The sequence below is a fragment of the Brevibacillus brevis genome (genome assembly GCF_001039275.2).
Lineage (GTDB): Bacteria > Bacillota > Bacilli > Brevibacillales > Brevibacillaceae > Brevibacillus > Brevibacillus brevis_C.
The window spans coordinates 3,710,604-3,734,859 of the sequence record NZ_CP030117.1 but is presented as its reverse complement, the minus strand read 5'-3'; the positions used below and the strand labels follow the sequence as shown (position 1 = coordinate 3,734,859).

Here is a 24,256-nt window from a genome sequence, read left to right as displayed (position 1 = left end):
CTTCGTATGTGGACTTGTCCGTACTGTGGGGGAAGCCACGGCTTGCCCTTTCACGATGAGCAGTTGGATGGCATGCTCTGTCTCTCGTCTGATTGTGGTCGATTTGTTGAAGAGCATAGCACATCGGATGATCCTCGAGAGTGGGATGCAATGGATATGTAAGGAAAAGAGTGAACGCCCTTCGTAAAAAGGTGTCGTTCGCTCTTTTTTTGTACATATGGAAGCGCTGTGATTTGCGTATTACGGGACTTGCGTGAGCGCATAGGATGAAGGACTGGGATATATAATGGAAGATTCTGATGCTTGATGCCCTGACAATTGGTTACAATAGAGAAGAGTATGAGTAAGCTGATGGAGAAGGGAGATTGGACTATGACTGCTTCTACAACCGAAATTGCATTTCAAAGCTCCCAAATCAATGGGATGAACGTACATATCCTTCCAACCGAAAAGTTCAAGACAACGACGATCGTGACGATGATTGAACAGGCGCTATCGGAGGAGCACGTAACGAAAACAGCATTGCTTGCGATGGTCATGAAACGTGCCAGCGCTCGTTTTCCAGAAACGAAGCTATTGCGAGCACATTTGGATTTCCTGTATGGTGCTATTTTTGATGTAGATGTCACCAAAAAAGGCGAGCGACAAATCCTGCAAATTTACATGGAAGTCCCGAATGAAAAATATTTGTCCAATGAAGCCTCTCTTTTGGAGCAGGCCATCGAATTCGTAGGAGATATGCTCGTTAGACCGTATGTACAAAACAACGCTTTTTCCGAAAAGTACTTGGCACAGGAAAAAGAGACGCTACGTAAACGGATGGAGAGTTTGATCGACGACAAAATGAAGTATGCGAACCAACGTGTGACAGAAGAAATGTGTAAAGGCGAACCATTCGCTCTTCTCGTCCAAGGGCGCGTGACGGATTTGCCGAAGATCTCCGGTCAGGAGTTGTATCAATATTTTAAAGAAGTAACGACGACGAATCCGATCAATATGTTCGTGGTGGGCGATGTTGATCAGCAGGAAGTGAGCGAGGCTATTCGCAAGCATATCCCATTGGAGCGCTCCCAAGTAGGTGAACTACAGATCGCATCGACGGCGAAGGATGTATCAGCTGAACGCGAAGTGATCGATCGACTGGATGTCAACCAAGCAAAGCTCAATATCGGCTGCCGCACGCAGATCACTTATAAGGATGACGATTACCCGACGCTGCTCTTGTTCAACGGGATATTAGGCGGTTTTCCTCACTCCAAGCTGTTTGTCAACGTCCGTGAAAAAGAGAGTCTCGCTTACTATGCCGTTTCCAGGCTAGAGAGTCACAAAGGGATTCTCATGATTATGTCTGGGATTGATGTTAGCAAATATCAGCGTGCGGTTGAGATTATTAAGCAGCAGCTTGAACTGATGCAACAAGGAACCATCACGGAAGAGGAGATGAGTCAGACGCGGGCGACTTTGTCTAACCAGTTCCGTGAGCTGCTGGACAGTGCTCGCGGCATGATTGATTTTACGTACAACGGTGTAATTAGCGGACGTCCTCGGAAAATTGAAGAGCTTTTGGCGGGGATCAACCAAGCGACCATTGAGGATATCAAGAAAGTAGCGAGCAAGGTGACGATCGACACGATTTATCTGCTACGGGACAAGAAGGGAGAGGCATAAGATGCAGACCACTGTCTTTGAACAAGTAAATGAAACGGTATATCATGAAGCTCTCCAAAATGGATTGCAAGTCTATTTGGTTCCCAAACAAGGCTTCAGCAAAACATACGCTGTGTTCACTACGCGCTATGGCTCCATTGATAGCCATTTCCGCACCCGAAGCGGGGAAGAAATCAATGTTCCTGACGGCATTGCGCATTTTCTTGAGCACAAAATGTTTGAGAAAAAAGATCGCGATGTCATGCACGAATTCAGTAAAAATGGGGCGAGCTGCAATGCGTTCACGAGCTTCAATCGTACGGCTTATTTGTTCTCGTGCACAGATAAGCTAGATGATAATCTGAATCTGCTGCTCGACTATGTACAGGACCCGTATTTTACAGATGCCAGTGTAGAAAAGGAAAAAGGAATCATCGGCCAGGAAATTACCATGTACGATGACAATCCTGACTGGAAGGTGTACATGAACCTCTTAAAGGCCATGTACCAAAAGTATCCGATTAACATTGAGATTGCGGGTACGATCGAGACGATTTCTCATATTACAAAAGAATATTTGTATCAGTGCTATGAAACGTTTTATCATCCAGCCAATATGCTCCTATTGGTGGTGGGCTCCTTCGAGCCAGAAGCGATCATGAAGCTCATTCGAGAAAATCAGGGAGCAAAGGAGTTTCCTCCTGCGCCACAAATCACACGCGTTTTTCCTGAAGAGCCATCAGCTCCAGCGGAAGCAAAAGTAGAAGCGTTTCTAACAGTTGGCTTGCCCAAATGCATGATTGGAATCAAGGAAAAGGAAAACGGTCTAACCAAGGAAGCCTTGTTAAAACGCGAGTTGACTACTAAACTGGTATTGGACATCGCGTTCGGCACAAGCTCCGCTGTCTATGAGCGTTTGTATGACAGCGAGCTGATCACGGAAAGCTTTGATTTTGACTACAGTAGTGAGCAGGATTATGCGTATACGATCATTGGTGGAGATACACCTGATCCAGAGCGTTTAGTGGAAACGATCAAAGCAGAAATCGAACAGTTGAAGCAAAACGGTATAGCCCAGGATGATTTTGAGCGTGCAAAGCGTAAAAAAATCGGAAACTTCCTGCGTTCTCTAAACTCCGTAGAGTTTATCGCTAACCAGTTTACCAGCTTCAAATTTAACGGAAATGATTTGTTTTCCGTTGTGCCGACGTTGGAGTCGATCACACGCGAAGATGTGGAAAAACGTTTGAAGGAGCATTTTTTAATCGAGCAGATGGCTGTTTCCATCGTTCGTTCCGCTTCGCCACAGGAGTAATGTATTCATGTTCAAGCAAGAGACGCCATGGGCGTTAATTACGGGAGCGTCCGGAGAGATCGGGCAGGCGATCGCTACCTACCTGATTGATGCGGGGGTTCCCCTTTATCTGCATTACAATCGAAATATAGAAAAATTGGAGCCGTTGGTGCAAAAATGCCAGGAGAGGGGCGTTCCGTACGGCATCCTCCAAGCTGATCTACGGGATCCACAGCAAATTGCGGCTATGTTTGCACAGATACAGGTTGCACCTTTGTTGATCGTAAACAACGCCTCAGTGGATGATGTCGGCTTATTTACGGATGTGACTGTCGAGAAATTCGATGAGCTCATCGCACTCAATGTTCGATCTGCTTTTTTGGTCTGCCAAGCTGCTGCTCCAGCCATGCTGCGTGCAAGGTATGGGCGCATCGTCAACATTTCTTCCATTTGGGGGCTGACAGGCGGTTCATGTGAGGTGCTGTATTCCATGACCAAAGGAGCAATCAATACGTTCACCAAAGCCCTGGCAAAGGAAATGGCCCCAAACGGAATCACGGTAAATGCAGTCGCTCCTGGAGCAATTGCTGGTGGCATGCTGGAGCGTTTTGCACCAGATGAAATGGAAATGATCGCGGAAGAAATACCTGCCAACCGTCTCGGACAACCATATGAAGTAGCCGCAGTCGTGCGCTTTTTGCTTTCGGCGGATTCCAGTTATGTGACGGGTCAAGTGATTAGTCCAAACGGTGGATGGTACACGTAGAAGAGCAGTATGCATGAATAAAATACGAGAAATGATGGAATTCTACCTTTTGTGTGGGCAGCAAATCTGTTCGCAACGTACAAAAGGAGGGAATTTCCCTATGTCGATTCTTGACAATTTCAGCGACTGGAAAGCGTTTCTCGGAGATCGGGTAGAACAAGCGAAACAAGCCGGGATGGAAAGCGATACGCTTCAAAATGTAGCTTATCAAATCGGTAGCTATCTGTCTGAGCAAGTAGACCCGAAAAACGATCAGGAGCGTCTGTTGAAACAGCTGTGGGACGCAGGTGATCAACAGCAGCAACAAGCTTTGGCATCACTCATGGTGAAGCTTGTTCAGAATCGCAATGACGCGAACGCTGGCAGCTAGCCATTTAAATCCCCTACTTTTGGGGATTTTTCTTTTCGCGATTGTCGAATGAAACGAACGTGATATACTACATAAGAAGAGAATTCTGGTTGGCGGAGAGGATTGCATATGGAAGCGAAGAAAGAATGGTACATGGAGTATGAGATTGCCCGTAACCGTCCCGGTCTCTTAGGGGACGTATCTTCTATTCTGGGGATGTTGAACATCAATATCGTGACGATCAATGGTGTGGATACCATGCGTCGAGGTATGCTTCTCTTGACCGATGATGATGAAAAAATGGAGGTTTTGCGCAACGTTGTGCAAAAAATGGACAACATAACCATAACGAGGTTACGTCCCCCGACCATGCTGGATCGATTGGCTGTACGCCACGGTCGCTATATTGAACGGGATAGCGAGGACAAAAAAACATTTCGCTTTGTTCGTGAGGAGCTGGGCTTGCTGGTCGATTTCATGGCAGAAATCCTGAAGAGGGAAGGTCACCAGCTCATCGGGATTCGTGGCATGCCTCGCGTAGGGAAGACAGAATCCATGATTGCAGCCAGCGTATCCGCCAATAAACGTTGGACATTCATTTCCTCTACTTTGTTGCGCCAGACGGTGCGTAGCTCCTTAGCCATTGATGAAATGTCTACTGATCATGTATATTTGATAGATGGAATTGTCTCAACGCTGCGATCGACAGAAAAGCACTTTACCTTGCTACGGGAGATTATGAACTTTCCTGCCGCAAAGATCATTGAGCATCCGGATATATTCGTAAGGGAATCAGAGTACCAACTTGATGATTTCCATTACATTATTGAGCTGCGTCATCATCCGGATGAAGAGATTACATATGAGCTTATCAACAATCGCGGCTTTGATAATTTCGAAATGAATTAAGGAGGGGCAGCTGTGTCTGAGCTAGGTCAAGTCCTACAAAGGGCCCGCGAAGAAAAAGGAATCACGCTCGACGACATCCAACGTATCACCAAGATACAGCGGCGATATTTGGAAGCCATTGAAAGGGGTCATTTTCACGTACTTCCTGGCCACTTTTACGCGCGTGCATTTATAAAGAGTTATGCGGAAGCTGTCGGTCTAGACCCGAACCACATCCTGACTCACTTTCAGTCCGATTTGCCGGCCCAGCCACCTACAGAGCAAGTAGAACGACTGCGTCGCAGACGAGTTGCTTCAGCGAACAATCCATTACAAGCGGGGCGATGGGTTACCAAAACCTTGCTCGTATTGTTTATTGCCTTGATTTTCGGGGTTATTTATTTCGCTGTTGTCAACAACAACGGAGGTCAGATGACTCAGCCAATGCCGGGTGGAGCAGTTAACCCTGGAGCTGAAATTGTCACGCCTGGCAATGGTGGTGGAGCGTCAACATCCCCGATTGCTCAACAACCGAAGCCTCCTGCTATTACCACACCGACTCCCGAAACAGGAACAAACCCACCTGAGTCCGTTACGGATACTCCTCAGGCAACGATCACATTCGAATCACAGCAAGGATCGATGTATAACTATTCCTTGCAAGGTGGAGAAAAAATCACGGTTTATCTGAAGGTGAAAGAAGAAACAAGCTGGTTTGGTATTTCGGAAGGAAAAGGCAAAACGTATGTTGAGCAGGGCACGCTCAAGAAGGATCAGGAAAAAACGATTGAGCTGGGGAAATCCGCTTATATTCGTTTGGGCAAACCGACTGTAGTGGAATTGAAGGTTAACGGAGTCTTGGTAGACACGTCTAAAATGAAGTCAATGCCGTCCAATATTACGATGAAAGTAAAAGAGGCGGTCACCCAGTAGGCAAGCATATGCTTGCCTTTTGTACTTTTCTCTGTTTTGACACTTCCTTGAGGCTTATATTATACTGGATAGGTGTAATATGGGTTGGTGTGACCAATTGGAGGAAAAAAGATGACAGAGAAGGTAGGCACGCGTGAAAAAGTAGCGATTGTAACGCTGGGCTGTGAAAAGAATCTCGTTGATTCGGACATGATGGCCCATCTGATAGATGAAAAAGGTTATGAACTGGTTGATAACCCGGAAGAAGCAACTGTGGTTATCGTCAATACCTGCGGTTTCATCGATGCAGCCAAGGAAGAATCCGTAAACAAGATTCTGGAAATGGGTGAATTGAAGGAATCCGGCAAACTGAAATCGCTTGTGGTGGCAGGCTGTCTCACACAACGTTACAAAGAGGATATCTTGAATGAGATTCCTGAGGTGGACGGCATTGTCGGAACAGGCGATTTTATGTCGATTACAGGTATTATCGAAGAATCTCTTGAGGGCAAGCGTCCGATTTTTGTAGGAAATCCCATTTTTACGTACGAAGATGTAGTGAAGCGGAAAGTAAAACAAGGCACATACTCCGCATATATTAAAATTGCCGAGGGTTGCGACAACGCCTGTACGTTCTGCTCGATTCCTTTGATGCGTGGGGGATTCCGCAGTCGTACCATTGAGTCGATCGTAGAAGAAGCGCGTCATCTGGCTGCACAAGGTATCGTAGAAGTAAGTCTGATCGCACAAGATTCTACGAACTACGGAACGGATATTTACGATGGAAAGCTGATGCTTCCTGAGCTTTTAAACCGTCTGGCAGAAGTCGAGGGCATCGAGTGGATTCGTCTTCACTATGCATACCCTGGATTTTTCACGGATGAATTGATCCATACCTTTGCTACCAATCCAAAAGTGTGCAAATACGTAGATATGCCTTTGCAGCACTCCGAAGACCATATTTTGAAAAGAATGCGTCGCCCTGGAAGACAGACGGACATTCGTGCGCTGGTAGAAAAAATTCGCGCGCAGGTTCCAGATGTGGCACTGCGTACCTCTTTGATCGTAGGGTTCCCGGGGGAAACTGACGAAGACTTTGAGCGCCTGAGCGAGTTTGTGAAGGATATCCGCTTTGATCGACTGGGTGTGTTTACTTACTCCAACGAGGATGACACTCCAGCTTCCCGTCTGCCTGACCACGTAGACGAAGAGGTTAAGGAAAAACGTGCGAACATGCTGATGGAGATTCAGCGTGAAGTAGCCGGAGATCGCAATGGACGCTTTGTTGGTCAAGTCCTGGAAGTTTTGATTGAACGTTACGAAGGACGTAACGATATTTATGTAGGTAGAACACAGTATGACGCTCCGGAAATCGATGGTGAAGTATTCGTCACTGGATTTAAAGGCGATCTGGGCACCATCGTAAAAGTAAAAATTACACACTCCTATGAATACGATTTAGCCGGGGAGGTAGTCTAGGTGAATCTCGCCAACCGCATCACCCTCGCCAGGATTTTTCTGGTGCCGGTAGTTATGTTTTTTCTGCTGGTGCGTTACAACATCGGGACATTTTCGATTGGCAGCCTGACGATGACGTATAACGAGCTGATTGCGGCTTTGGTGTTTATCCTAGCAGCCAGTACGGACGGACTCGACGGTTATATTGCAAGGAAGAAAAAAATCGTGACGAACTTGGGGAAGTTTCTGGACCCGCTTGCTGATAAGCTGTTGATTTCTGCAGCACTCATTTCGCTCGTAGAGATGCAACGTTTGGAAGCGTGGATTGCGATTGTCATTATCAGCCGGGAGTTTGCGGTAACTGGTCTACGGCTAGTTGCTGCGGCAGAAGGACAGGTAATTGCGGCGAGTGCATTGGGTAAACTGAAAACATGGGTGCAGATCGTAGCAATTACGGCTGTCATGATTCGCAACTTCCCATTTGAGTTCTTCGGCATTCCGTTCGACGAAGTAGCTACTTGGGCGATGGTGATCATCACGATTTACTCCGGGTACGACTACTTTGCGAAAAATCGTAACGTGATCCAATACTCGTAATGCGGGTATTGGTCTCTTTTTTCACAAGACTCTTCTCTTGAGCGTTTGCAAGTGATAAACTATTAGTTTAGAGGCTTTTCTACTCTCAAAGAGAATGGGATGAGGAAGATGAGAGCGGAGATTATCGCGGTAGGTACCGAACTTTTGTTAGGCCAGATCGCTAACACCAACGCACAGTTTCTTTCTCGGAAGCTGGCGGAAATTGGCGTGGGAGTATACTTTCATACGGTTGTGGGAGACAACACGGAGCGATTGCTACAAGTGATTCGATTGGCATCAGGACGATCTGATCTCGTCATTTTCACGGGTGGGCTAGGGCCGACTCAAGATGATTTGACGAAAGAAACCTTGGCGGGGCATGTAGGCATTGGATTGGAAACGAATTCAGAGGCCATGGAGAGAATCGAAAAATTCTTTTCGCAACGTGGGATTGTCATGACGGAGAACAATCGTAAGCAGGCACTGGTGCTTTCTAGCAGCCATGTATTCTCCAACGATTTCGGGATGGCGCCGGGGATGGCGATCCGTCATGACAGTAGTACGTTCGTGCTGTTGCCTGGACCACCAAGCGAGCTGTATCCAATGGTGGAGAATTACGTGATGCCTTACTTAACCGATTTGCTCCCCGAAAAACAAGTGTTTCATTCTCATGTACTCCGGTTCTACGGAATAGGCGAATCCGCTTTGGAGGAAAAACTGCTCGATCTGATCGAAAAGCAGGACAATCCAACGATCGCGCCATACGCCAAAGAATTCGAGGTAACGCTGCGCATTACGGCAAGAGCTGCTACAGTCGAAGAAGGAGAATCCCTAATCTTGCCTGTAGAAAAAGAAATTCTCAGCCGTGTTGGCCAGTATATGTACGGGATGGGCGAGAGCTCGTCGCTGCATGACGTGCTGGTTTCTGAGCTGAAAAAGAGAAATGAGACGATTGCTTGTGCAGAAAGCTGCACAGGAGGAGCGATTGCCTCGTTGATTACCTCTGTGCCAGGAAGCTCGCAAGTGTTTCGTGGAGGGGTAGTCTGCTACACTAATGAAGTGAAGAATCAACTGCTCGAAGTACCTGATTCCATTTTGCAAACAGATGGGGCAGTCAGTGAGAAAACAGCTCAATTGCTGGCTGAACATGTACGAGAAAAGCTGGGAGCTACTTACGGGATTTCTGTTACGGGAGTGGCTGGACCCGATCCTTCCGAGGGCAAGCCTGTTGGCCTTGTTTACGTAGGGATCGCGGCTGAAGGAATACCCACAGTTGTAAAAGAGCTGCGCCTTGCCGGAAGAAGGCATGCAATCGTTGGGCGTGCTGCTAAATACGCGTTGTTTTATGCGCTGCAAATGCAAAAAGAAAGGTGATTTTTTTCATGACGATTTTTTCCGATTTTCCTTTACATAAATCTATTCTGCAAGCAATTCACGATATGGGCTTCGAGGAGCCATCACCGATTCAGGCAGCTTGCATTCCAAAAGTTCTGGATGGCGGTGACCTGATTGGTCAAGCACAGACAGGTACTGGTAAGACTGCTGCATTCGGGATTCCACTTGTAGAAAAGATTACGCCTGCCAATCGTGTACAAGCGATCGTGCTGACCCCGACTCGTGAGCTGGCTATCCAGGTTGCGGGAGAGCTCTTGCGTATCTCGAAATACAACAAAGTTCGTACGCTGCCAATCTATGGCGGACAATCGATCGGACATCAAATTCGTGCACTGCGTCAAGGTGTACAAATCGTTGTAGGTACTCCTGGCCGTGTCATGGACCACTTGCGTCGCAAAACATTGAAGCTGGATCACGTACATACCCTCGTTTTGGATGAAGCGGATGAAATGCTGGACATGGGCTTCATCGAAGATATCGAGACGATCATCAATCATATGCCAGAAGAGCGTCAAACCTTGCTGTTCTCTGCGACGATGCCACCAGAAATCAAGCGTTTGGCTACCCGTTACATGAAACAGCCGCAAACAATCGCGGTGAGCCGTGAAGAAGTAACGGCACCATTGATCGAACAGGTATACTACAAAGTGTTTGACCGTAACAAAGTAGAGAGCCTCTGCCGTATCTTGGACAGTGAGGATGTTGAGCTGGGTATCATTTTCTGCCGTACTAAGCGCGGAGTAGATGAGTTGTCCGAAGTGCTGCAATCCCGTGGATACCTTGCTGACGGCTTGCATGGCGACTTGTCACAGGCACAACGTGACAAGGTCATGAATGCGTTCCGTGAGGGCTCGATTGAATTCCTGATCGCGACAGATGTAGCAGCACGCGGTATCGACGTAGGAAACGTTTCTCACGTAATCAACTACGATATTCCACAAGACTCTGAGAGCTACGTACACCGTATCGGCCGTACTGGTCGCGCAGGTCGCAAAGGAATTGCGATGACGCTGGTTACGCCTCGTGAAGTAAGACAAATGATGTTTATCCAAAAGCAGACAAAAGCACAAGTTCTCTCTCGCAATGTTCCTTCCCTGGAGGAAGTGGCTGAGCGTAAACAAGAACAATTGCGTGAACAGTTGACTAGCCTTTTGGAAAGCGATGCAATCGCGGATATGTATCAAAAAGTAGCGGATGCTCTCGTAGGTCAATACCCGGCTGAAAAAGTAGCTGCTGCTGCATTGCACCTGGCATTCCATACCGAAGCGGGACAAGGGCAGGAAGTAGAAGCATACAACTTTGGTGAGACGGGTGCAGCAAAAGGCATGGTTCGCTTCTTCCTGAACGTAGGTCGAAATGCGAACATGAAGCCACAGGATCTGGTAAGAGAGATCTCTGAATCTGTGGGTATCCCAGGAAAATCAGTAGGTCGCATCGACATTTTCGAGAACTTCACATTTGTTGAGGTTCCAGAAGAGGTAGCGGCATTCGTATATGAGTCACTGCGTCAAACACGTATCAACGGTAAACGAATCAATCTGGAGCCTGCAAAGCCTCGCGGAGCGAAGCGTTCCTAATTAGAAAGCATTACACAAAGCAGTCATTTCACTGGGATCAACCAGGAAATGGCTGCTTTTTTACGATGCGAATATTTGTTCGCAAAAAATACTTGGCAAACACTTCTGTCTCGAGGTATGATGAAGACAAGCAAAACAGAAGCGAAAAATTGAAAGGGTGTGTACCATTTGTCAGATCGTCGCGCAGCTTTGGAGAGTGCATTGCGTCAAATAGAAAAGCAATTCGGTAAAGGTTCCATTATGAAGTTGGGGGAAGTTTCCAACGTTCAGATTTCTACTGTATCGAGCGGAGCGCTTGCTCTTGATATCGCACTGGGTGTGGGCGGATTCCCACGTGGACGGATTATTGAGATTTACGGACCTGAGTCTTCTGGTAAAACAACAGTAGCACTTCATGCGATTGCAGAAGTGCAAAGACAAGGTGGACAGGCTGCGTTTATCGATGCTGAGCATGCCTTGGATCCGGTTTACGCTGCGAAGCTGGGTGTGAACATCGACGAATTGCTGTTGTCCCAACCAGATACTGGTGAGCAAGCTTTGGAGATCGCGGAAGCGCTGGTGCGCTCTGGTGCGGTAGACATTATTGTAGTCGACTCCGTTGCGGCACTCGTGCCAAAAGCAGAGATCGAGGGCGAGATGGGAGATTCCCACGTAGGTTTGCAAGCACGATTGATGTCCCAAGCACTCCGCAAGTTGTCTGGTGCCATCAACAAGTCCAAAACGATTGCAATCTTCATCAACCAGCTTCGTGAAAAAGTGGGAGTTATGTTCGGTAACCCGGAAACAACTCCAGGTGGACGCGCTTTGAAGTTCTACGCGAGTGTTCGTTTGGATGTTCGTAAAGCGGAATCTATCAAAGTCGGTAACGACATTTTGGGTAGCAAAACGAAGATAAAAGTTGTCAAAAATAAAGTGGCTCCACCATTTAAGGTTGCAGAAGTGGACATCATGTACGGTGAAGGTATTTCCAGAGAAGGTAGCATTCTCGACATCGGTTCTGAGATTGACGTCGTGCAAAAGAGTGGTGCTTGGTATTCCTTCAACGAAGAGCGTCTCGGCCAAGGTAGAGAAAATTCGAAGGTCTTCCTGAAGGAAAATCCGCACATTGCATCACAGATTGAAACGAAAGTGCGTGAATACTTCAGCCTGAACCCTGGCTCTGTTCCAGAAGTAGAGGCAGAGCATGACCCAGAGCAAGATGAAGAGCCTACATTTGATCTGGAGTAAGAAAGTAAAACAGCAGCCTGTCGATGAGACAGGCTGTTATTTTAGCTTTGCGAAGGAGTGAATCATCATGAAGAGCGGCCTGATCACTGCCGTTCATCGAGATATCAAACAAAAGCAACGCTACCATATCGATGTAGAAGGCGAGTATGCCATTACCGTACACGAAGACATACTGGTAAAGTACAACCTATTTAAGGGAACAGAATTAGATGAAGCTTTTTGCCGAGAAGTCTTGATAGCAGAAGAAAAGCATAAAGCGTATTTAGGTGCTTTGCGATACCTCGGCATACGTCCACGGACAAGCAGTCAGCTGCATTCTTATTTGGTAGAGAAGGGGTTTTCTACGCAGATTGCCGAAGAGATATGCCAGCGCTGCAAGGATCACGGTTACATCGATGATGAAGCATTTGCGAAGCAATGGGTAGACGAGCGATTGCGTTTGAAGCCGAGGAGCCCGTATATGCTGCGTATGGAGCTTACCCAGCGTGGAGTGGACAGAGCGATTGTAGAGGACGCAGTACGTGGCGTGTCTAGGCAGGCTGAACTAGATGCTGCTCGCGCATTGATAGAGAAGAAGGTGCGACGCATAGAGGGTGTACCGAACCCCGATGAAGAACGCAAGCTGCTGTCCATGCTGATGCGCAAGGGATTCTCCCATGCGATCATTCAACAAATGCGTGAAGAATTGCGTCATAGAAGCGATAGTTAGCGCCAACTCTATTTGCATGATCTTGACAATTCTTGTTCACAAATAATAAAATAGGTTTGTATTTACTTGGTGTATCATAACTTTTTGTGATTTGCTCACTCGTTGCCTATGAAACAACTGAAAAACCGTGCGAAAGCAGTACGGATTCAGCGGACCGAGTAAAATCGGTCTTGTTTTTTAGCCGAATGTTCAAATGTGAGAGCACTCCATGAAAAACAAATGCTTGGAAAGCGGGGAGATGTCTTACAATAAGGAGGTGAAACGAAAAAGCCTATGGATCCTATAATTACTGTTGTCATTGTGCTCGTTGCCCTGCTGATCGGCTTGGGTGCTGGCTACTTCACTCGTAAATCGATTGCGGAAGCGAAGATCTCCAGTGCAGAAGAAGCTGCACGACAGATCGTGGAGGAAGCCAAACGGGACGCCGAGGCCGTTAAGAAGGAGAAGGTGCTGGAGGCAAAGGATGAAGTGTTCAAACTTCGATCCGAAGCGGAAACCGAATTGCGTGAGCGACGCAATGAGATCCAGCGTCAGGAACGACGAATTCTACAAAAAGAAGAATCGTTGGACCGCAAGATGGAACAGTTGGAGCGCAAAGAAGAAGAGTTGTCTGAGCGTGACCGTGCCATCGCAGAACTGCAAAGCAAGGTAGAGCACTTATATAAAGAGCAAGTATCAGAGCTAGAACGAATCTCCGGCTTGACGCAGGATGAGGCGAAGACGATCATTCTCACTGATGTGGAGAATACCGTCCGTCACGAAATGGCTGTGATGATCAAGGAGATTGAGACTCAGGCCAAGGAAGAAGCGGACAAGCGTGCTCGTGAGATCATTACGACCTCCATTCAACGTTGTGCAGCAGACCACGTAGCAGAAACAACCGTTTCTGTGGTTACGCTGCCAAATGATGAGATGAAGGGACGTATTATCGGACGCGAAGGACGTAACATTCGTGCCCTGGAGACGTTGACTGGTATCGATCTGATTATTGACGATACTCCAGAAGCAGTCATCCTGTCTGGCTTCGACCCGATTCGTCGGGAAATCGCCAAGACTGCGTTGGATAAACTGGTCGCAGACGGTCGCATTCACCCAGCTCGCATCGAGGAAATGGTGGAAAAAGCGCGTCGCGAAGTAGACGAGCGAATCCGTGAGTACGGTGAGCAAGCAACGTTCGAAACAGGCGTTCACGGCTTGCATCCAGACCTGATCAAGATTCTTGGACGCTTGCGTTATCGTACAAGCTACGGTCAAAACGTACTGAAGCACTCTATGGAAGTGGCACATCTCGCCGGTTTGATGGCAGCAGAACTGAAAGAAGATGTGAAGCTGGCCAAACGTGCAGGTTTGCTGCATGATATCGGAAAAGCGATTGACCATGAAGTAGAAGGTTCACACGTTGAAATCGGTGTAGAACTGGCTAAGAAGTACAATGAGCATCACGTTGTAGTGAACAGTATTGCGTCTCATCACGGTGATACCGAACCAACTTCCGTCATTGCTATGCTCGTGGGAGCTGCCGACGCTCTGTCTGCCGCACGCCCAGGTGCACGCCGTGAGACATTGGAAACATATATCAGACGTTTGGAGAAACTGGAAGAAATCTCTGAGTCGTTCGATGGCGTAGAAAAGTCTTATGCGATTCAAGCAGGACGCGAAATTCGCGTGATGGTTCAACCTGATAAGATTGACGATGCGGAAGCTACCCGTCTGGCACGGGATATCACGAAACGAATTGAAAATGAACTTGACTACCCAGGTCATATTAAAGTAACGGTTATCCGTGAAACACGGGCAGTTGAGTATGCAAAGTAAAGTGGCTGCGTGCCACTTTACTTTTTTTGTAGCACACCAAATGCTCGACGAAGTCAAGTTTTCTACTGAGCAGAGGAATTGTGTATACTAGCAATGAGGTGATTGGGTAATGAAGTTGTTATTCATTGGAGATATTATGGGCTCGCCTGGCAGAGAGATCGTGAAAACATATTTGCCATTATTGAAACGAAAATACAGCCCTACCTTTATCGTAGCGAATGGAGAGAACGCTGCGCATGGTCGCGGGATCACAGAGAAAATTACCAAGGAGCTTTTCGAGTGGGGTGTTCACGCGATTACGCTCGGGAATCATACGTGGGATCAAAGAGAAATTTTCGATTTTATTGATGATGAGCCGCGGATGATCAGACCTGCGAACTTCCCGGAAGGGGCTCCTGGAAAAGGGATTACATATATCAAGCAACCTGAAGGGGAACTAGCCGTTATTAACTTGATGGGGCGAACGTTCTTGCCACCACTCGACTGTCCGTTCCAAATGGCTGACAAGCTAGTAGAGCAAGCTCGGAAGCGTACGAAGCTCATTTTTGTAGACTTTCATGCAGAAGCCACATCAGAAAAGCAAGCAATGTCATGGTATCTCGATGGGAAGGTAACAGCGGTCGTGGGGACACATACCCATGTGCAAACTGCTGATGAACGTATTTTGCCTCAAGGAACCGGATTTTTGTGTGATGTGGGAATGTGTGGCCCAAGTAATGGTATTTTGGGGATGGAACGCGAAGCTGTTATTAAGAAGTTTTTGACGCAGCTCCCTGTTCGCTTTGAGGTAGCGCCAGACCCTGCGCAGTTGAATGCGGTGTTGATTACGCTAGATAAAACGACTGGGCATGCGAAAAAAATGGAACGAATCAGAATTGACTCTGACCATCCGTTTATGGAATAATGGGAATAAGATTAGAATTTTTTGAATCTTTCAAGCGAGTTAGCAGGAATTTTTAGGGGTTATGCGAATATCATTCTAATGATGACAGGATTCCTATCAGACGGGAGGTTCAAAAAGGATGGAAGTATTAAAAGTTTCAGCAAAGTCTAACCCCAATTCCGTTGCTGGTGCCCTTGCCGGAGTTCTTCGCGAACGAGGAGCGGCTGAGATCCAAGCCATTGGCGCTGGGGCGCTTAATCAAGCTGTGAAGGCAGTAGCAATCGCACGAGGGTTCGTAGCGCCGAGTGGAGTTGACCTCATTTGTATTCCAGCCTTTACCGACATCGTGATTGATGGAGAAGAACGAACTGCAATCAAATTAATCGTAGAACCCAGATGATACAACTGCAAATGCTTCACCTGCCTGTTTGTTCGAAGAATGAACAGGTTTTTTCGTTTGTCCAGAAGTATGAATTCCGAAGTGATCGAAGAGAAGGAGCGTTTCCATATGAAAATCTTTGATGCGCATAGCGATGTATTATGCAAGCTATGGCAGAACCCCGATTTGGACTTCTATAAAGAAGACAAGCTCTTGCAAGCAGGTTTTACCGCTCTTGAAAAAGGGAATGTAGACATACAAGTCCTTGCCTGTTTTGTTCCTTCTCATGTGCCGTTTGGACGACGTTTTCATACTGTACTAGAAATGATCGATATTTTTTATCAAGAGGTGAGTGGAAAATTACGACCCATTTTTACAAAGGCAGATTTGGCTGAATGCGTATTAAAGGGACAGAAAGGGGCTATTCTGTTTGTAGAAGGCGCGCATGCATTAGAAGAGAGTTTGGTTCAGCTACGTACGTGGTTCCGGCTTGGAGTACGGGGAATGACGCTGACCTGGAATCATGGCAACGCTCTAGCGAGTGGAAATGGAGAGCCGAATCCAGGTGGACTGACTTCATTTGGACGAAAAGTCATTGATGAAATGAATCGGCTGGGAATGATTATTGATGTTTCGCATTTGGCCGATCCAGGATTCTGGGATGTACTAGAATGCTCGAAAGCACCAGTGATCGCTTCACACTCGAATGCGAGAAGCCTATGCGATCACTCTCGCAATTTGACGGACGAGCAAATACGAGCGTTAATCGCCAAAGATGGCGCGATCGGCTTGACGTTTGTAGACTTCTTTACCGTATCGGAGAAGCGCACGGTTTGGATCGATGACTTGTTGCGCCATTTGGATCACATCTGCGCGTTGGGTGGCGTAGACCACGTAGGTTTTGGCTCGGATTTCGATGGGATTACCGAGACGTTTGGAGACATGGCATCTGCGGCAGATTACTCCCAGTTACTAGAAGCTTTGTTAAAACGTTATAAAGAGGCGGAAGTATTGAAATTTGTGCAAGGAAATTGGTTGCGTGTTTTCGGAAACGTGCTACAATAAAGCATGAGGATATTAATGTACCAAGTTCAACATTAAAATTCAGGTCAAAAGTAAGTTGAGTAAAAGCACTTGCAATTTGACATGGACAGGACTACAATTGTTACTGTCTATGCACAGAAATGTCACATCTTATCAGTCTTTTCAAGGTGTGATAGGCAGCTTTTCTCACAGTCACTGAAAGGGTGGAATCTGAATGATTAGTCAACTTTCCTGGAAAGTTGGAGGACAGCAAGGGGAGGGCATCGAGAGTACTGGTGAGATTTTCTCGATGGCGATGAACCGGATGGGATACCATCTGTATAGCTACCGTCACTTCTCTTCCCGTATTAAGGGTGGACACACGAACAATAAAATTCGCGTGAGCACAACGCCAATGCGTGCGATCTCTGACGATCTGGACATTCTCGTAGCGTTTGACCAAGAGACGATCGATTTCAATGCGCATGAGTTGCGTGAAGGCGGTATCATTATCGCGGATGCGAAATTTAATCCAAAATTGCCGGACGGCTTGAAGCCAGTTCGCTTCTTCACTGTACCACTGACTGAAATCGCTGATGAGCTGGGAACTTCCCTGATGAAAAACATGGTGTCGATTGGTGCGTCCAGTGCCATCCTCGGCATTTCAGTGGAAAGCTTCCGTCCCATCGTTGAAGATATGTTCCTCCGCAAGGGCGAAAAAGTGGTTGAAAAGAACATGGATGCCATTCGCCGCGGTTTTGATTTCGTAAATGAATTGACTGGTGGTCAACTCCCTGAGTTCCAAATGGAAAAGGCTGATCCACAAAAACAACTGTTCCTCATCGGTAACGATGCGATCGCTCTGGGTGCTGTAGCAGCAGGCTGCCGTTTCATGCCAGCTTACCCGATCACACCTGCTTCCGAGGTAATGGAATACTTGATTAAAAAGCTGCCTAAATTGGGCGGTACTGTTATCCAAACAGAAGACGAGATTGCTGCTGTAACGATGGCAATCGGTGCTAACTTCGCGGGTGCTCGTTCCTTGACTGCTTCTGCAGGTCCTGGTCTGTCCCTGATGATGGAAGCAATTGGTCTGGCTGGTATCACAGAACAACCAGTTGTAATCGTGAACACACAGCGTGGTGGCCCATCTACCGGTATGCCTACCAAAATCGAGCAATCCGATGTGAATGCTATGATCTATGGTACGCATGGTGATATTCCAAAAGTAGTTATCGCGCCAAGCACAGTAGAAGAGTGCTTCTACGATGCAGTTGAAGCGTTTAACATTGCGGAAGAATACCAACTGCCAGTTATCCTGATGACAGACTTGACGCTGTCCTTGGGTAAACAAACCGTTGTTCCATTTGACTACAGCAAAGTAGAAATCCGTCGCGGAAAACTGCTTGCTGGACAAGAATTGCCAGAAAAAGAGCAAAACGACCTGTTCAAACGTTATGAAGTAACAGAAGACGGCGTTTCTCCTCGTGTGATTCCAGGTCAAAAATACGGTCTGCACCACGTAACTGGTGTTGAGCATGATCAAACTGGTCGTCCATCTGAGAATGCTGCAAACCGTATTCAACAAATGGATAAACGTATGCGCAAAATGGAAGGCGTCCTGAAAAACTTCAAAGGCGCTGTAACAGCAGATGCTCCTCACGCTGACGCGGATGTTCTGGTTGTGGGTATCAACTCCACAATTGGTACGATTCAAGAAGCAAAAGGCCGTCTGGAACAAGAGGGAATGAAAGTAAACCATGCACAAATCCGTTTGCTGCATCCGTTCCCAACTGAAGAAATCAAAGCACTCGTAGACAAAGCGAAGAAAGTTGTTGTTGTTGAGCACAACGCTCAAGCGCAAGTAACAAGCTTGCTCAAACAACACGTTGGAAACGCTGAAAAAATCGAATCCGTGCTTAAATATGACGGTAACCCATTCCTGCCGAAGGAAATCTATGCTGAAGTGAAGGAGCTGGTAAAACATGGCGACTATGAAAGAGTTTCGAAATAACGTTAAGCCAAACTGGTGCCCAGGCTGTGGAGACTTCTCCATCCAAGCGGCTATTCAACGCGCTGCAGCGAACGTAGGTCTGGAACCTGAAAATCTGGCGGTTGTTTCCGGTATCGGTTGCTCTGGTCGTATTTCCGGCTACATCAACTGCTATGGTTTCCACGGTATTCACGGACGTTCCCTGCCAATCGCACAAGGTGTGAAAATGGCGAACCGCGAGCTGACAGTTATTGCAGCTGGTGGTGATGGGGATGGTTTCGCGATCGGTATGGGCCATACTGTACACGCTATCCGTCGTAATATGAACGTTACGTACATCGTAATGGATAACCAAATCTACGGTCTGACAAAAGGTCAAACCTCCCCGCGTTCCGCGACTGGTTTCGTGACCAAGTCTACACCGGCAGGTTCCATCGAGTCCTCCATTTCTCCAGTTGAACTGGCGCTGTCTGTAGGTGCGACTTTCGTTGCTCAATCCTTCTCTAGCGATCTGAAGGGCTTGACTGAACTGATTGAAAAAGGTATCCAACACGAAGGCTTCTCCTTGATCAACGTATTCAGCCCTTGTGTAACCTACAACAAGGTAAATACGTACGACTGGTTCAAAGAGAACATCGTACCAGTAGACACGATCGAAGGATACGATCCACATGACCGTATCAAAGCAATGTCTACCTCTATGCAGCACAAAGGTCTGATTACAGGTCTGATTTACCAAAACACTGAGCAAAAACCTTACGAAGCTCTCGTAAATGGCTTCAAAGAACAAGGTTTGGTGAACCAAGACATTCGCTTGTCTGAAGAAGACTTCGAAAAATTGGTTAAAGAATTTGCTTAAGTTTGATAGAGTGAAAAACCTCTCCTTAACGGGAGAGGTTTTTTTATTACATACGATCGCGCCACTGCCTGTACACTAGCATGACAAGGAAAAAGACGACCAGTTGACCAAAGAGTGGATACAGGAAGCGGAGAAGCGAGCTAAACCCGATAAAACTGATCAAATAACAAATCAACAAAATCCCTAGTAAAATAGTCGGACCTCGAAGTGGAGTAACTTGTCTAATCTGTTGGGCTAGGCCAAATACGTTTGCCACAAGAGTCGAGAAAATTTCCGCATACACCAATAGGGAGAACAAAAAGGGAATAGTCGGTCCCAAGCCTTGCAGCACAGCAATCATGGGCATTTCCGCGTGATGGATACCCGGCATTTTTACAGACAGAGAAGCATAGGCGAGCAAGAGAAGAAGGCCTATTCCCAACCCTCCTATGATTCCCCCCAGGATGAGAGGCTTCTCGCTCGTACTCTGTCTTCCCATCGGAATCAAAACCGCTTGTGTAAGTGTGACATTTAAGGCAACATAATAAAAGGGAGAACTAAGCCATGCCCAAGGACGTAACGATTCAACGACGACATTCGTATCTAACCATGGCTTCGTATAAAGAAAGACGAGCACCGTAAAGCCAATGAGCATCGGAACAAATATGCTGTTTACGTGATGGATGGCAAACAGCCCTTTTTTCGTCACGAAAAAAATCAAAATCATGCTAAACCAAATGCCGATTTGAGGAGATAATCGAAAAGACTCCCAAAAAATCGCGCCAGTAGCAGCGAGCATGACGGAGGTAGTACCTAGCAATACGGTTAAAAGCAAGGTATTAAATACAGTGCCAAACGGATGCCCAAATAAATAGGTGCTGACTTCTTGATAGGAATCGGCCTGAATCCGATAGGCAATCAGCATGACGCGGATGCCTGCCCAAATAAACAGCATCGTCGCCAGCATGATGCCTACTAAGCCTTGTGTTCCATATTGAACAAAGAACTCTACAATTTCTTTGCCAGAGGCAAAACCAGCTCCTACGACTGTCCCAATATACGTAAAAGCGATCTGCCATGCGGCTCTCCATGTTCCTTGCATCTCAGACCTCCTGTCCCACCTTATTCCATCCTATGAGAGGGAGTGAACCGAATATGCGCGTTACCGTGTTAGGCTATCAATCTCCTTATCCTGGCCCAGGGGGTGCTACTCCGGGTTACCTGATTGAGACAGACCGTGTCAAAATTCTACTCGACTGCGGCAGCGGTGTACTTGCACAGTTAGGTAAGCATTTGCCCATTTATGAGCTGGATGCCATGCTCTTATCTCACTATCATCATGATCATGTTGCAGATGTAGGAGTGATGCAGTACGGCTTGATGGTTCATCAGCTATTTGGCCAAAGACCTGCTGACAAACCACTTCCGATCTTCGCACCAGCGCTGCCAGTGGCCAATGCTCAGACATTGGTGTATCGAGATGCGACCACATTTACCCCAATCACCGAAGAAACGTCTGTTACCATTGGGGAGGTCTCGATCACTTTTTTACGGACGGACCATGGTGATGGAGATCCATGCTACGCCATGCGTTTGGAAGCAAACGGACGTGTCCTCGTATACGGGGCTGACAGTGGACCAGGTACAGCCTGGGAGAGATTTGCCAGTCAGGCGGATTTGTTTATTTGCGAGGGGACCTATCTGGATTACAATTTACCAGCGAAGCCAAATGGGCACTTGTCTGTTCGTCAAGCGGCGGAATTGGCACAATCCCTATCCTGCCGTTCTTTATTAGTTACGCATTTGTTTTACGGCTATGAGGAGTCTCAAGTAATCGCGGAGGCCAATGCCTTTGTCGCAGGCCCAGTTTATGCGGCGCGCATCGGTCTGCAAATCGATTTATAACGTTGTTTGTATATAGAGGGAGGAGAGTTGACTTTGTTTCCAAATGTATTAGAAGTTGCACGCAAATTAATCCGTGAACGGGTACAAGTAGGAGAAACTGTTGTAGACGCCACTATGGGGAATGGAAATGACACCTTATTTCTTGCGCAATTGGTGCAAGAAGAAGGGAAAGTAATCGCCTTCGATATCCAGCCGCAGGCGATCGAGAAAACGCGAGAGAGACTCGAGAGAGAGGGTCTGGCGAACAGGGTAGAAATGAAGCTCGCCAGCCATGAGGAAATTGACAGGCTGGAGATTAGCGCCGCGGCGATTATGTTTAATTTGGGCTACTTGCCGGGTGGAGACAAAGAAATCACAACACAAGCGAGCAGCACCATTCAGGCGATTCAATCAGGGTTGAGGGTACTCAGACCGGGCGGAATCATGACGGTCATGATTTACTGGGGGCATCCGGCGGGTGAGGCGGAAAAAGAGGCAGTGGAAGCGTTTTGCCACGGACTGAGTCAATTAGATTATTTGGTTTTAAAATACCAATATATCAATCAGCAAAACCAAGCTCCGTTTTTACTGGCCATCGAACGCAGGGGACAATAAAAAGAACGAAACGCGATCCTTTCCCGGGCAAGCGCAGCATCCGACATCATTCCTATGGGAAAGCAATTATTTTGTCAGATTGCGAAAAAGGTGTACAAAAATAGGCACGCTCTTGCCCTTTCTGGCACATACCCTATGTAGAGCAATGTGGCAAGGGGGATCTACGTGGACAGAATCGGGATAATGTTGGATTGGGCCCTTATGGAGAAAGGAATTCATGGAATCAAGTCATATGAGCGTCTGCCTTATTATGTCGAAATCGGGAAAGAGCTTGGATTGGAGCCTGTTTTTTTCCATCCGCGGCATGTGAAGCCAGGAGATGAAAGGGTCAAGGGATATTTTTGGAACGGAAACCGACTCGTCTCCCAACTGGTTTCAGTCCCGCGCGTCATCCACAATCGTGTTTTGACAGGGGATGCAAAAGCGCGGAATGTGATTCGAAGATTGAGCCAAAAGAAGACGGTATTCAATGGCTTGGTTGTGCGGGATAAGAGAAAAGTACACCAGATGCTCTGGAAAAACGAACAAATCCGCAGCTATCTGCCGCATACAGTCCCTTATTCCATGGAGCAGTTGCGTCAGTTCTTGGATAAGTATCAGGTGGTGTACGTCAAGCCTTCGATTGGATCAGTCGGAATTGGGGTAGCACGTATTGAACGGCACGGAGCCAATTATCACTTCATTGCATCGAAAAAACGGCAGATTTTATCTCATTCGCAGATACTCTCCACGGTGCGACGTTGGGTTGGTAACAAAAGATTTCTGATCCAGCGAGGAATTCCTTTGGCGCGCTATGGAGGCAAAACGTTTGATATTCGTGTTTCCGTGCAGAAAAACAAAGAGAAACAGTGGACCGTGAGCGGGATGGTTGCCAAGGTCGCTAATAAGAAAAACAAGCTGAGCAATCTCTCACGAGGAGGGACAGCAGTACCGTTTTCGGAAGCTTTGGAACCCATCTTTCCTGAGGTGAAACAACAACAAGCGGTCATCGAAAGAGTTGGGATAGCGGCGGTGGAAATTGCGAAGCAGTACGGTCGGCATTTTTCATCATTAGCAGATCTAGGCATGGATATGGGAATTGACGAGCGAGGCAATCCGTATTTAATTGAAGTCAATGTGCGTGATCAGCGCTATTCATTTTTCAAGGCTGGAGAGCAGGCGATGTTTAAACAAACATACCGTCATCCACTGGAATATGCGCAGACATTACTCGCGGAAAAAAAGAAACGGAAGCATCAGCTTCTGTCGCCAAGCTATATGCTCTAAAGTAGAAACGCAGAAGAATGTGAAAAAGACGGTGGCAATTATTGCCCCGTCTTTTCGTATGCGGTGACCTATGATTCTGCCGGCTGTTGTTGGTCAGCCAATGGAAAGGGCAGATTGCGAAAGTGACGATATACCAAAGCCAATATCGATTTTCGAGTCAAGATTCCTTGGAAATAGTGCTCGTCGTCTTCAATGCAGACGAAAGGGTGATTAATGGACACTTCCAATGCTTTCAAAAATTCATCGGTGTCACGCAATCGAGGGACTTTCGTATCCATCACATCATCTACAATATGTTCGGACATATGTTCGGTCTCGAAGCGTTCCAGACCTAGCGTCTTATTCATGATCATATTCGTGCTGATTAACCCATGCAAACGATACTGATGATCCAGTACAGGAACGGCTGAATAGCCAGACTTGATTAGGACTAGCAGGGCGTGCTCAAGCGAATTACCTAACTGCACATGTGCGACCTTTGTGGACGCGATTATGAGATCTTTGATCGGAATATGTAACAAAGGGATCTCTTGATTCATCCAGATCCACCACCTTTTCTTTCTGTCGTCTATAGCAGTAAGCACTGCTCGTGGTCCTCTTCTATGATACCGTATGCGAGGTACAAACGGTAGGGGCATTAGACGAAAAAAAGCCTGGCAGTTACGCCAGGCAAGTAATCGAGGTGTGGAACAATCGTCCCTAGTTCTAGTATGGGAGATCATGTTGTTTTTTACATTAGGAGTTTAGAGGAAACCAGTTTCA

The 24,256-nt window shown here is 47.0% G+C and carries 24 protein-coding genes; 22 read left to right on the top strand and 2 right to left on the bottom strand.

The window, feature by feature from the left end; all coding sequences use genetic code 11:
• Positions 1–6 precede the first annotated feature (6 nt).
• The 19 genes from AB432_RS30785 (at position 7) to AB432_RS17610 (ending at position 19,750) form a co-directional block, all read left to right on the top strand.
• Positions 7–162 carry a hypothetical protein gene (locus tag AB432_RS30785; RefSeq protein ID WP_164724468.1) on the top strand — a complete coding sequence of 52 codons (156 nt, stop codon included), beginning with the start codon at positions 7–9 and terminating at the stop codon, positions 160–162.
• Positions 163–372: 210 nt separating this feature from the next.
• Positions 373–1,668, top strand: a complete 1,296-nt coding sequence (gene yfmF / locus AB432_RS17695) for an EF-P 5-aminopentanol modification-associated protein YfmF (RefSeq protein ID WP_048033402.1) — start codon at positions 373–375, stop codon at positions 1,666–1,668.
• Position 1,669: 1 nt separating this feature from the next.
• Positions 1,670–2,962, top strand: a complete 1,293-nt coding sequence (yfmH, locus tag AB432_RS17690; RefSeq protein ID WP_048033401.1) for an EF-P 5-aminopentanol modification-associated protein YfmH — start codon at positions 1,670–1,672, stop codon at positions 2,960–2,962.
• Positions 2,963–2,969: 7 nt separating this feature from the next.
• Positions 2,970–3,707: an elongation factor P 5-aminopentanone reductase gene (ymfI, locus tag AB432_RS17685; protein ID WP_048033400.1), complete on the top strand. Its 738-nt coding sequence runs from the start codon at positions 2,970–2,972 to the stop codon at positions 3,705–3,707.
• Positions 3,708–3,807: 100 nt separating this feature from the next.
• A complete protein-coding gene (locus tag AB432_RS17680) occupies positions 3,808–4,077 on the top strand; it encodes a DUF3243 domain-containing protein (protein WP_048033399.1) in 270 nt (89 codons plus the stop codon).
• Between the two features lie 108 nt (positions 4,078–4,185).
• Positions 4,186–4,965: a YmfK family protein gene (locus AB432_RS17675; protein WP_015891684.1), complete on the top strand. Its 780-nt coding sequence runs from the start codon at positions 4,186–4,188 to the stop codon at positions 4,963–4,965.
• Between the two features lie 12 nt (positions 4,966–4,977).
• The gene (locus AB432_RS17670) at positions 4,978–5,877 is read left to right on the top strand and encodes a helix-turn-helix domain-containing protein (RefSeq protein WP_048033398.1); all 900 of its coding nucleotides are present in this window, start codon (positions 4,978–4,980) and stop codon (positions 5,875–5,877) included.
• 111 nt (positions 5,878–5,988) lie between these two features.
• The gene (rimO, locus tag AB432_RS17665) at positions 5,989–7,335 is read left to right on the top strand and encodes a 30S ribosomal protein S12 methylthiotransferase RimO (RefSeq protein ID WP_048033397.1); all 1,347 of its coding nucleotides are present in this window, start codon (positions 5,989–5,991) and stop codon (positions 7,333–7,335) included.
• Entirely contained in the window at positions 7,336–7,911 is a 576-nt protein-coding gene (pgsA, locus tag AB432_RS17660; RefSeq protein ID WP_048033396.1) for a CDP-diacylglycerol--glycerol-3-phosphate 3-phosphatidyltransferase, read from the top strand. It begins immediately after the preceding gene.
• A 108-nt stretch (positions 7,912–8,019) separates the two neighbouring features.
• Positions 8,020–9,264, top strand: a complete 1,245-nt coding sequence (locus AB432_RS17655; protein WP_048033395.1) for a competence/damage-inducible protein A — start codon at positions 8,020–8,022, stop codon at positions 9,262–9,264.
• Between the two features lie 8 nt (positions 9,265–9,272).
• A complete protein-coding gene (locus AB432_RS17650; protein ID WP_048033394.1) occupies positions 9,273–10,862 on the top strand; it encodes a DEAD/DEAH box helicase in 1,590 nt (529 codons plus the stop codon).
• 168 nt (positions 10,863–11,030) lie between these two features.
• Positions 11,031–12,089: a recombinase RecA gene (recA, locus tag AB432_RS17645; protein WP_048033393.1), complete on the top strand. Its 1,059-nt coding sequence runs from the start codon at positions 11,031–11,033 to the stop codon at positions 12,087–12,089.
• 67 nt (positions 12,090–12,156) lie between these two features.
• Positions 12,157–12,798, top strand: coding sequence for a RecX family transcriptional regulator (locus AB432_RS17640; RefSeq protein WP_048033392.1), 642 nt, complete (start codon positions 12,157–12,159; stop codon positions 12,796–12,798).
• A gap of 273 nt (positions 12,799–13,071) precedes the next feature.
• Positions 13,072–14,613 carry a ribonuclease Y gene (rny, locus tag AB432_RS17635; protein WP_007719154.1) on the top strand — a complete coding sequence of 514 codons (1,542 nt, stop codon included), beginning with the start codon at positions 13,072–13,074 and terminating at the stop codon, positions 14,611–14,613.
• A gap of 109 nt (positions 14,614–14,722) precedes the next feature.
• Positions 14,723–15,517, top strand: coding sequence for a TIGR00282 family metallophosphoesterase (locus AB432_RS17630; protein WP_048033391.1), 795 nt, complete (start codon positions 14,723–14,725; stop codon positions 15,515–15,517).
• Positions 15,518–15,635: 118 nt separating this feature from the next.
• The gene (gene spoVS, locus AB432_RS17625) at positions 15,636–15,896 is read left to right on the top strand and encodes a stage V sporulation protein SpoVS (protein WP_003385776.1); all 261 of its coding nucleotides are present in this window, start codon (positions 15,636–15,638) and stop codon (positions 15,894–15,896) included.
• A gap of 108 nt (positions 15,897–16,004) precedes the next feature.
• Positions 16,005–16,940 (top strand): dipeptidase, encoded by a 936-nt coding sequence (locus tag AB432_RS17620; protein WP_048033390.1) that lies wholly within the window; start codon positions 16,005–16,007, stop codon positions 16,938–16,940.
• A gap of 193 nt (positions 16,941–17,133) precedes the next feature.
• Positions 17,134–18,912 (top strand): 2-oxoacid:acceptor oxidoreductase subunit alpha, encoded by a 1,779-nt coding sequence (locus AB432_RS17615; RefSeq protein WP_048033389.1) that lies wholly within the window; start codon positions 17,134–17,136, stop codon positions 18,910–18,912.
• Complete coding sequence (locus AB432_RS17610) at positions 18,884–19,750, top strand: 2-oxoacid:ferredoxin oxidoreductase subunit beta (RefSeq protein WP_048033388.1); 867 nt, start codon at positions 18,884–18,886, stop codon at positions 19,748–19,750. Before AB432_RS17615 ends, AB432_RS17610 begins: the two co-directional genes overlap by 29 nt.
• A gap of 46 nt (positions 19,751–19,796) precedes the next feature.
• Here the strand turns inward: AB432_RS17610 and AB432_RS17605 are convergent, their stop codons facing one another.
• Positions 19,797–20,831 (bottom strand): YkvI family membrane protein, encoded by a 1,035-nt coding sequence (locus tag AB432_RS17605; protein ID WP_048033387.1) that lies wholly within the window; start codon positions 20,829–20,831, stop codon positions 19,797–19,799.
• A gap of 53 nt (positions 20,832–20,884) precedes the next feature.
• Here AB432_RS17605 and AB432_RS17600 point away from each other — a divergent pair, with 53 nt between their 5' ends.
• From AB432_RS17600 to AB432_RS17590, 3 genes are all read left to right on the top strand, one after another.
• Positions 20,885–21,634, top strand: coding sequence for an MBL fold metallo-hydrolase (locus tag AB432_RS17600; protein ID WP_048033386.1), 750 nt, complete (start codon positions 20,885–20,887; stop codon positions 21,632–21,634).
• A gap of 33 nt (positions 21,635–21,667) precedes the next feature.
• Complete coding sequence (locus AB432_RS17595) at positions 21,668–22,228, top strand: tRNA 5-(aminomethyl)-2-thiouridylate-methyltransferase MnmM (RefSeq protein ID WP_048033385.1); 561 nt, start codon at positions 21,668–21,670, stop codon at positions 22,226–22,228.
• Positions 22,229–22,393: 165 nt separating this feature from the next.
• On the top strand, positions 22,394–23,494 hold the full coding sequence (locus AB432_RS17590; protein WP_048033384.1) for a YheC/YheD family endospore coat-associated protein: 1,101 nt from the start codon (positions 22,394–22,396) through the stop codon (positions 23,492–23,494).
• A 68-nt stretch (positions 23,495–23,562) separates the two neighbouring features.
• Here the strand turns inward: AB432_RS17590 and cbpB are convergent, their stop codons facing one another.
• Positions 23,563–24,033, bottom strand: a complete 471-nt coding sequence (cbpB, locus tag AB432_RS17585; RefSeq protein WP_048033383.1) for a cyclic-di-AMP-binding protein CbpB — start codon at positions 24,031–24,033, stop codon at positions 23,563–23,565.
• Positions 24,034–24,256: the final 223 nt, after the last annotated feature.

Coding starts and splice junctions, on each gene's coding strand:
- AB432_RS30785 (WP_164724468.1), top strand. CDS start 7: ATGTGGACTTGTCCGTACTGTGGGGGAAGCCACGGCTTGCCCTTTCAC.
- yfmF (WP_048033402.1), top strand. CDS start 373: ATGACTGCTTCTACAACCGAAATTGCATTTCAAAGCTCCCAAATCAAT.
- yfmH (WP_048033401.1), top strand. CDS start 1,670: ATGCAGACCACTGTCTTTGAACAAGTAAATGAAACGGTATATCATGAA.
- ymfI (WP_048033400.1), top strand. CDS start 2,970: ATGTTCAAGCAAGAGACGCCATGGGCGTTAATTACGGGAGCGTCCGGA.
- AB432_RS17680 (WP_048033399.1), top strand. CDS start 3,808: ATGTCGATTCTTGACAATTTCAGCGACTGGAAAGCGTTTCTCGGAGAT.
- AB432_RS17675 (WP_015891684.1), top strand. CDS start 4,186: ATGGAAGCGAAGAAAGAATGGTACATGGAGTATGAGATTGCCCGTAAC.
- rimO (WP_048033397.1), top strand. CDS start 5,989: ATGACAGAGAAGGTAGGCACGCGTGAAAAAGTAGCGATTGTAACGCTG.
- AB432_RS17655 (WP_048033395.1), top strand. CDS start 8,020: ATGAGAGCGGAGATTATCGCGGTAGGTACCGAACTTTTGTTAGGCCAG.
- AB432_RS17650 (WP_048033394.1), top strand. CDS start 9,273: ATGACGATTTTTTCCGATTTTCCTTTACATAAATCTATTCTGCAAGCA.
- AB432_RS17640 (WP_048033392.1), top strand. CDS start 12,157: ATGAAGAGCGGCCTGATCACTGCCGTTCATCGAGATATCAAACAAAAG.
- rny (WP_007719154.1), top strand. CDS start 13,072: ATGGATCCTATAATTACTGTTGTCATTGTGCTCGTTGCCCTGCTGATC.
- AB432_RS17630 (WP_048033391.1), top strand. CDS start 14,723: ATGAAGTTGTTATTCATTGGAGATATTATGGGCTCGCCTGGCAGAGAG.
- spoVS (WP_003385776.1), top strand. CDS start 15,636: ATGGAAGTATTAAAAGTTTCAGCAAAGTCTAACCCCAATTCCGTTGCT.
- AB432_RS17620 (WP_048033390.1), top strand. CDS start 16,005: ATGAAAATCTTTGATGCGCATAGCGATGTATTATGCAAGCTATGGCAG.
- AB432_RS17615 (WP_048033389.1), top strand. CDS start 17,134: ATGATTAGTCAACTTTCCTGGAAAGTTGGAGGACAGCAAGGGGAGGGC.
- AB432_RS17610 (WP_048033388.1), top strand. CDS start 18,884: ATGGCGACTATGAAAGAGTTTCGAAATAACGTTAAGCCAAACTGGTGC.
- AB432_RS17605 (WP_048033387.1), bottom strand. CDS start 20,831: ATGCAAGGAACATGGAGAGCCGCATGGCAGATCGCTTTTACGTATATT.
- AB432_RS17600 (WP_048033386.1), top strand. CDS start 20,885: ATGCGCGTTACCGTGTTAGGCTATCAATCTCCTTATCCTGGCCCAGGG.
- cbpB (WP_048033383.1), bottom strand. CDS start 24,033: ATGAATCAAGAGATCCCTTTGTTACATATTCCGATCAAAGATCTCATA.